Origin of the sequence: Streptomyces ossamyceticus (assembly GCF_001418475.1) — a bacterium.
Lineage (GTDB): Bacteria > Actinomycetota > Actinomycetes > Streptomycetales > Streptomycetaceae > Streptomyces > Streptomyces ossamyceticus.
Genome location: NZ_LIQX01000475.1, coordinates 1 through 4433, shown reverse-complemented (window position 1 = coordinate 4433; position 4433 = coordinate 1). Strand labels below are relative to the sequence as shown.

At 72.9% G+C, this 4433-nt stretch carries 7 protein-coding genes; 4 read left to right on the top strand and 3 right to left on the bottom strand.

All coding sequences use genetic code 11. From position 1 onward, the window contains the following. Window positions 1-188: 188 nt before the first annotated feature. Window positions 189-317 carry a hypothetical protein gene (locus AOK15_RS48380; protein ID WP_276206238.1) on the bottom strand — a complete coding sequence of 43 codons (129 nt, stop codon included), beginning with the start codon at window positions 315-317 and terminating at the stop codon, window positions 189-191. A 187-nt stretch (window positions 318-504) separates the two neighbouring features. On the opposite strand from AOK15_RS48380, the gene AOK15_RS29935 reads away from it, so the two are divergent. The 3 genes from AOK15_RS29935 (at window position 505) to AOK15_RS29925 (ending at window position 2046) form a co-directional block, all read left to right on the top strand. Next, entirely contained in the window at window positions 505-900 is a 396-nt protein-coding gene (locus AOK15_RS29935) for a DUF2795 domain-containing protein (RefSeq protein WP_055521464.1), read from the top strand. Window positions 901-1026: 126 nt separating this feature from the next. Beyond that, window positions 1027-1467, top strand: a complete 441-nt coding sequence (locus AOK15_RS29930) for a CBS domain-containing protein (RefSeq protein ID WP_055521463.1) — start codon at window positions 1027-1029, stop codon at window positions 1465-1467. A gap of 36 nt (window positions 1468-1503) precedes the next feature. Beyond that, window positions 1504-2046 carry a type 1 glutamine amidotransferase domain-containing protein gene (locus AOK15_RS29925; RefSeq protein ID WP_055521462.1) on the top strand — a complete coding sequence of 181 codons (543 nt, stop codon included), beginning with the start codon at window positions 1504-1506 and terminating at the stop codon, window positions 2044-2046. A 108-nt stretch (window positions 2047-2154) separates the two neighbouring features. Here the strand turns inward: AOK15_RS29925 and AOK15_RS29920 are convergent, their stop codons facing one another. After that, a complete protein-coding gene (locus tag AOK15_RS29920) occupies window positions 2155-2775 on the bottom strand; it encodes a TIGR03086 family metal-binding protein (RefSeq protein ID WP_055521461.1) in 621 nt (206 codons plus the stop codon). Then, window positions 2772-3005 carry a DUF6158 family protein gene (locus AOK15_RS29915; RefSeq protein ID WP_055521460.1) on the bottom strand — a complete coding sequence of 78 codons (234 nt, stop codon included), beginning with the start codon at window positions 3003-3005 and terminating at the stop codon, window positions 2772-2774. The genes AOK15_RS29920 and AOK15_RS29915 overlap by 4 nt, the downstream gene beginning before the upstream one ends. A gap of 87 nt (window positions 3006-3092) precedes the next feature. Here AOK15_RS29915 and AOK15_RS29910 point away from each other — a divergent pair, with 87 nt between their 5' ends. After that, window positions 3093-4214 carry a baeRF2 domain-containing protein gene (locus tag AOK15_RS29910; RefSeq protein WP_055521459.1) on the top strand — a complete coding sequence of 374 codons (1122 nt, stop codon included), beginning with the start codon at window positions 3093-3095 and terminating at the stop codon, window positions 4212-4214. The last annotated feature ends 219 nt before the right edge of the window (window positions 4215-4433 follow it).

Genomic DNA, 4433 nt, shown 5'->3' with positions numbered 1-4433 from the left:
GTGGGGGGCCGGCCCCCCACTACCGGCCTTCACCGCTGCCCGCCACCGGCCTTCACCGCCGACCAGGGCCGGGCTGGGTCGTCAGCCCGCGTGACGTGTGTCGGCACACCTCGCGTGGCCGGGGCCGGGCCGTGTTTCGCCCAGCGTGTGGCCGTCAGGGGGGCGGTCAGGTGGTCCTCAAGGGGCGCTCAGCCGGCCGGTACGACCGGGTCGGGCTCGGGGTCCTCGACGGGTGGTAGCAGCACCTCCTCGTAGCGGCCCAGCGCCAGCACAGCGCCCAGCATCAGCATCGGAATGATCACGGCGATCACCGCCATGGGCCCGGTCCTTCCCGAGGGAATGTGCGGTGGGGGGCGTCGGGGCGGGTCTCCCCAGCGTGGACGGGCAAACCCGGGCGGCAAGCGGAACCCCGGCACGAGGAACGGAACCGGCCGCCGCCGGAACGCCCGTGTCGACGCCGGGTCCTCGGGTACGCGGGGGCCACGCCAACCATGGAGGGGAGTCATGCAGCGAGGCAGCGACCGGCTGAACGTCCACCGCGACGACGAGATGAAACACGAACTTCAGGGGCTGCTCCGATCCGGGCACCCCACCCGGACGGAGGAGTGGCACGACCCGGAGCCGTACGCCGAGGACGACCCTGAGGTCGCGCACGGGCCGGTGACACCGAGCCGCGCACCCGCCCGGGTGGAGACTCTGCGCCTGGAGCTGGCCCGTGTTCTGGGCCGCACCTCGTTCCCGGCGCGGCCCGGCGAGCTGATCCGCGTCCTGCGCGACAAGCACGCCCCGGACAACCTCGTCGAGCCCTTGGAGCGGCTGCCGAAGAAGGACCGCTACGACTCCGTGCACCAGCTCGCGGAGGCGGTGGTCGGCGCGCGGGACGGCGACGGGAAGGGGTGACCTGACGGGCACGGAAAGCGCACACGACGGGGCGCATGACCGCCCCGCTCACGGGTATTGCGGGCCTCGTCCCACGCACGCGGCGTGCCCCTGCACCCCGGGAGCAGCAACGAGAGGCAGACCAGCATGGCTGTTTTCGTCAGGGACGTCATGACGCCGGGCGTCGTGGCGGTCCGCCCGGACGCCTCACTCGTGGAAGCGGCGCAGCTGATGCGCGCGCAGGATGTCGGGGACGTCCTGGTCACCGTGGACGAGCAGCTCATCGGGGTGCTGACCGATCGTGACATCACCCTGCGGGCCGTCGCCGACGGCGTGGACCCGCTGACCGTGAGCGCCCAGGCCGTGTGCACGCCGAACCCCGTGGTGATCGGGCCTGACGACGCGGTGTCCACGGCGGTCGCGCTGATGCGCGACCACGCGATACGGCGGCTTCCGGTCCTGGCGGACGGGCACCCGGTGGGCATGGTGAGCCTCGGCGATCTGGCCGTGGCCCAGGACCCGGACTCGGCGCTCGCCGATATCAGCCGCGCCGAACCGGACACCTGGCCGGGCGGGAGCCCCGTCTGACCTGCGATGTCCGAGAAGAAAGGAGACCGAACGCGTATGCGTATCGCATTCCTGACCGCACCGGAGGGTGTGGAGCAGATCGAACTGACCGATCCCTGGCAGGCGGTGAAGGACGCCGGTCACGAGCCGGTGCTGGTGTCGACGCGGCCGGGCCGCGTGCAGGCGTTCCACCACCTGGACAAGGCGGACACGTTCGCCGTGGACGACGTGGTGGGCGAGGTGCCCGCCGAGTCGTTCGACGCGCTGGTGCTGCCCGGCGGGGTGGCCAATCCGGACTTCCTGCGGATGGACGAGAAGGCCGTCTCGTTCGTGCGGGAGTTCTTCGAGCGGGGCCGGCCGGTCGCCGCGATCTGTCACGCGCCGTGGACGCTGGTCGAGGCGGGCGTGGTCCGCGGCCGGGTCCTCACCTCGTGGCCCAGCCTGCGCACGGACATCCGTAACGCGGGCGGCGAATGGGTCGACGAGCAGGTGAGGGTCTGCGACCACGGGCCCAACAAGCTGATCACCAGCCGCAAGCCCGACGACCTGAAGGCGTTCTGCGAGGCATTCCTCGACGTCTTCCAGACTGCCGGCGTCTGAGACAGCCGGCGCCTGAGACAGCCGGCGTCTGAGTCCGGCACGGCACAACACGACACAGGGGGTGCCCGCACAGCTGTGCGGGCACCCCCTCTCTCGTGGGTGGCCTTTCTACGGGTGGCGGCCGAGCAGGCACAGCAGCGCGGTCTGGGCGTCGGCGCCCTTCGGCGGCTCCACGGGGGCCGCGAACAGCCCGCTCTTCTCCAGGTCCCCCGCGTACGGGGCGATCTCCTGCGTCGTGAACGTCACGAGTTCCTCGGGGAGCCGCTCGTCCACGCCTATCGCGCGGGACAGGTCCCAGGTGTGGACGACGAGGTCCGCGATCATCTGCGCGCAGTACGCGGTGGCCGGGGTGTCGCCGTACGACAGATGGACGGTGCGTTCGAGCGCTCCCGGCGCGGTGAACGCCTCCCGCGCGGAGCGGGCCGCCGTGTCCCAGGACGCGGCCGGGTCGGGCCCCAGCAGATCACCGTCGAAGGTGTCGCCGACCTCCTCGATCATGCAGCGGTCCCGGACCAGGAGCGGCACCCACAGCTGTTCGGAGACGAGGTGGTTGACGAGGTCGCGGACCGTCCATTCGGCGCACGGGGTGGCCGCGCCCCACTGGTCGTCGCGGACGGCGTGCACCCGGTCACCGAAGAGGTCCTGGGCCTCGGCGTGCCGGGCGAGCAGCGGGTGGGGATCCGCCGAGCCGGGCGTGTCGCCGGGCGGGTCGGGCGTGGTACGCGTCATGACGGCCCCGGTCCTCGGTCCCGTGCGCCCTCGCGGGTGCGCCCGGAGACCACCGGGCGGCGCGGATGGCGGCGCAGGTACTCGCCCTCCAGTTGCGCCATCCGCTCGTTGTGGGTGCGCAGTGCCTCGGCCGATCCGTGCAGCAGTGTGTCGTGACGTGTGCGGTGGATCGACTCCAGCTCCTTCATCAACTGCTGGTCGTCCAGCCGGTCCGGGTGCACTCCGGTCATGGTGGTACCCCGATCTTCGTATGCCTCCAATGAGGTCCGGGTACCCGCCCGGCAAGCGTCACCCCGAGCGGCATCCGGGAGGGAGCCATGGATCTCGCGTTCCTCCATCCACTGTACGAACATCCGGGGCCCTGGGCCTCCGTGTACGCCGGTACGTCCGCACCCTCCGAGTCCATGGCCCGGGAGCGGTCCCTGGCGGCGGCCGCCGTCTCCCATGAGCTCGCCGAGCAGGGGGCGGACGAGGCGACGTGCCGGGCTGTGCACCAGGCGGTGGAGGAGCTGCGGCCCGCCACCGAGCCGCACGGCCGTGCGCTGTTCGCCCAGGACGGGCGGGTGGTCCTCGATCCGCCGCTGGCCGCGCCGCCCCCGGCGAACGAGGCCGTCTGGGCGCCGCTGCCGCGGACGGCTCCGCTGCTGGACCTGGCCGGGGAGGACCCGGTGTGCGTGGTGGCGTACGTGGACCGGCGGGGCGCCCGCTTCGAGCTGCGCGGTGCCCCCGGCGGCGGGGTCGCCGGGGGCGTGGCCGGGCGGCGGTGGCCGGTGCACCGGACCGGTGCGGTCGACCGTCCGGAGCGGCACTTCCATCTGCGGGTGGAGAACACCTGGGAGCACAACGCGGCGGAGTTCGCCGACGCGCTCGCCGTCTGTCAGGAGGACACCCGCGCCGATCTGCTGATCCTCGTGGGTGAGGACCGGGAGCGGCACGCCGTGCGGGACCGGCTTCCGCGGCGGCTGCTGGACCGGGTGGTCGAGACCCCGTACGGGGAGGGCGGCAGGCTGCTCGACGAGGACCTGACGCGGATCCGCGCCGAGCACGTCCGTCGGCGGGCCGCCGAGGAGGTCGAGCGGTTCCTCGCGGCGCGCGGCCCGGACGCCGAGGGGCGGCGGGGTGCCGTGGAGGAGGTGGCCGACCTGGTGGAGGCGGCACGGGAGCACCGGATCGACGAGCTGCTCGTTCGCGCCGAGGGACCCGACACACATCGGGCGGTGTGGGTGGGCGAGGACCCCGACCAGCTGGCCGTGCGCCGTACGGAGCTGCGGGCGCTCGGGCTCGCCGAGGACCACGCACGGTCGGCGAGGGCCGACGACGCCCTGCTGCGGTCGGTGGCGACCACCGGGGCCCCGGCGATCTCCGTGACACCGGCGCCGGAGGCCGCGGAGGCCGGGATCCCGGTCGGCGGCCTGGGGGCGCTGCTGCACCGGACGTGACACCCGCCGGCCCGGTGCGCGGCTGGCTCACTACGCGTCAGCCTGCCCGGGACCGGGCGACGCGCCGTCGGCGGACGGCGGTGGGTGTGTTCTAGCCTCGTGCTTTCACGAAGTGGGCTGTCCAGCAGGTGATCAGGACAGCAGAAAGTGCCTCTGACCAGCGAGAATGAGGATTGTCTAGGCCCTTGTTCCCGCCCCTGTCGGAGGCACTTTCCAGGT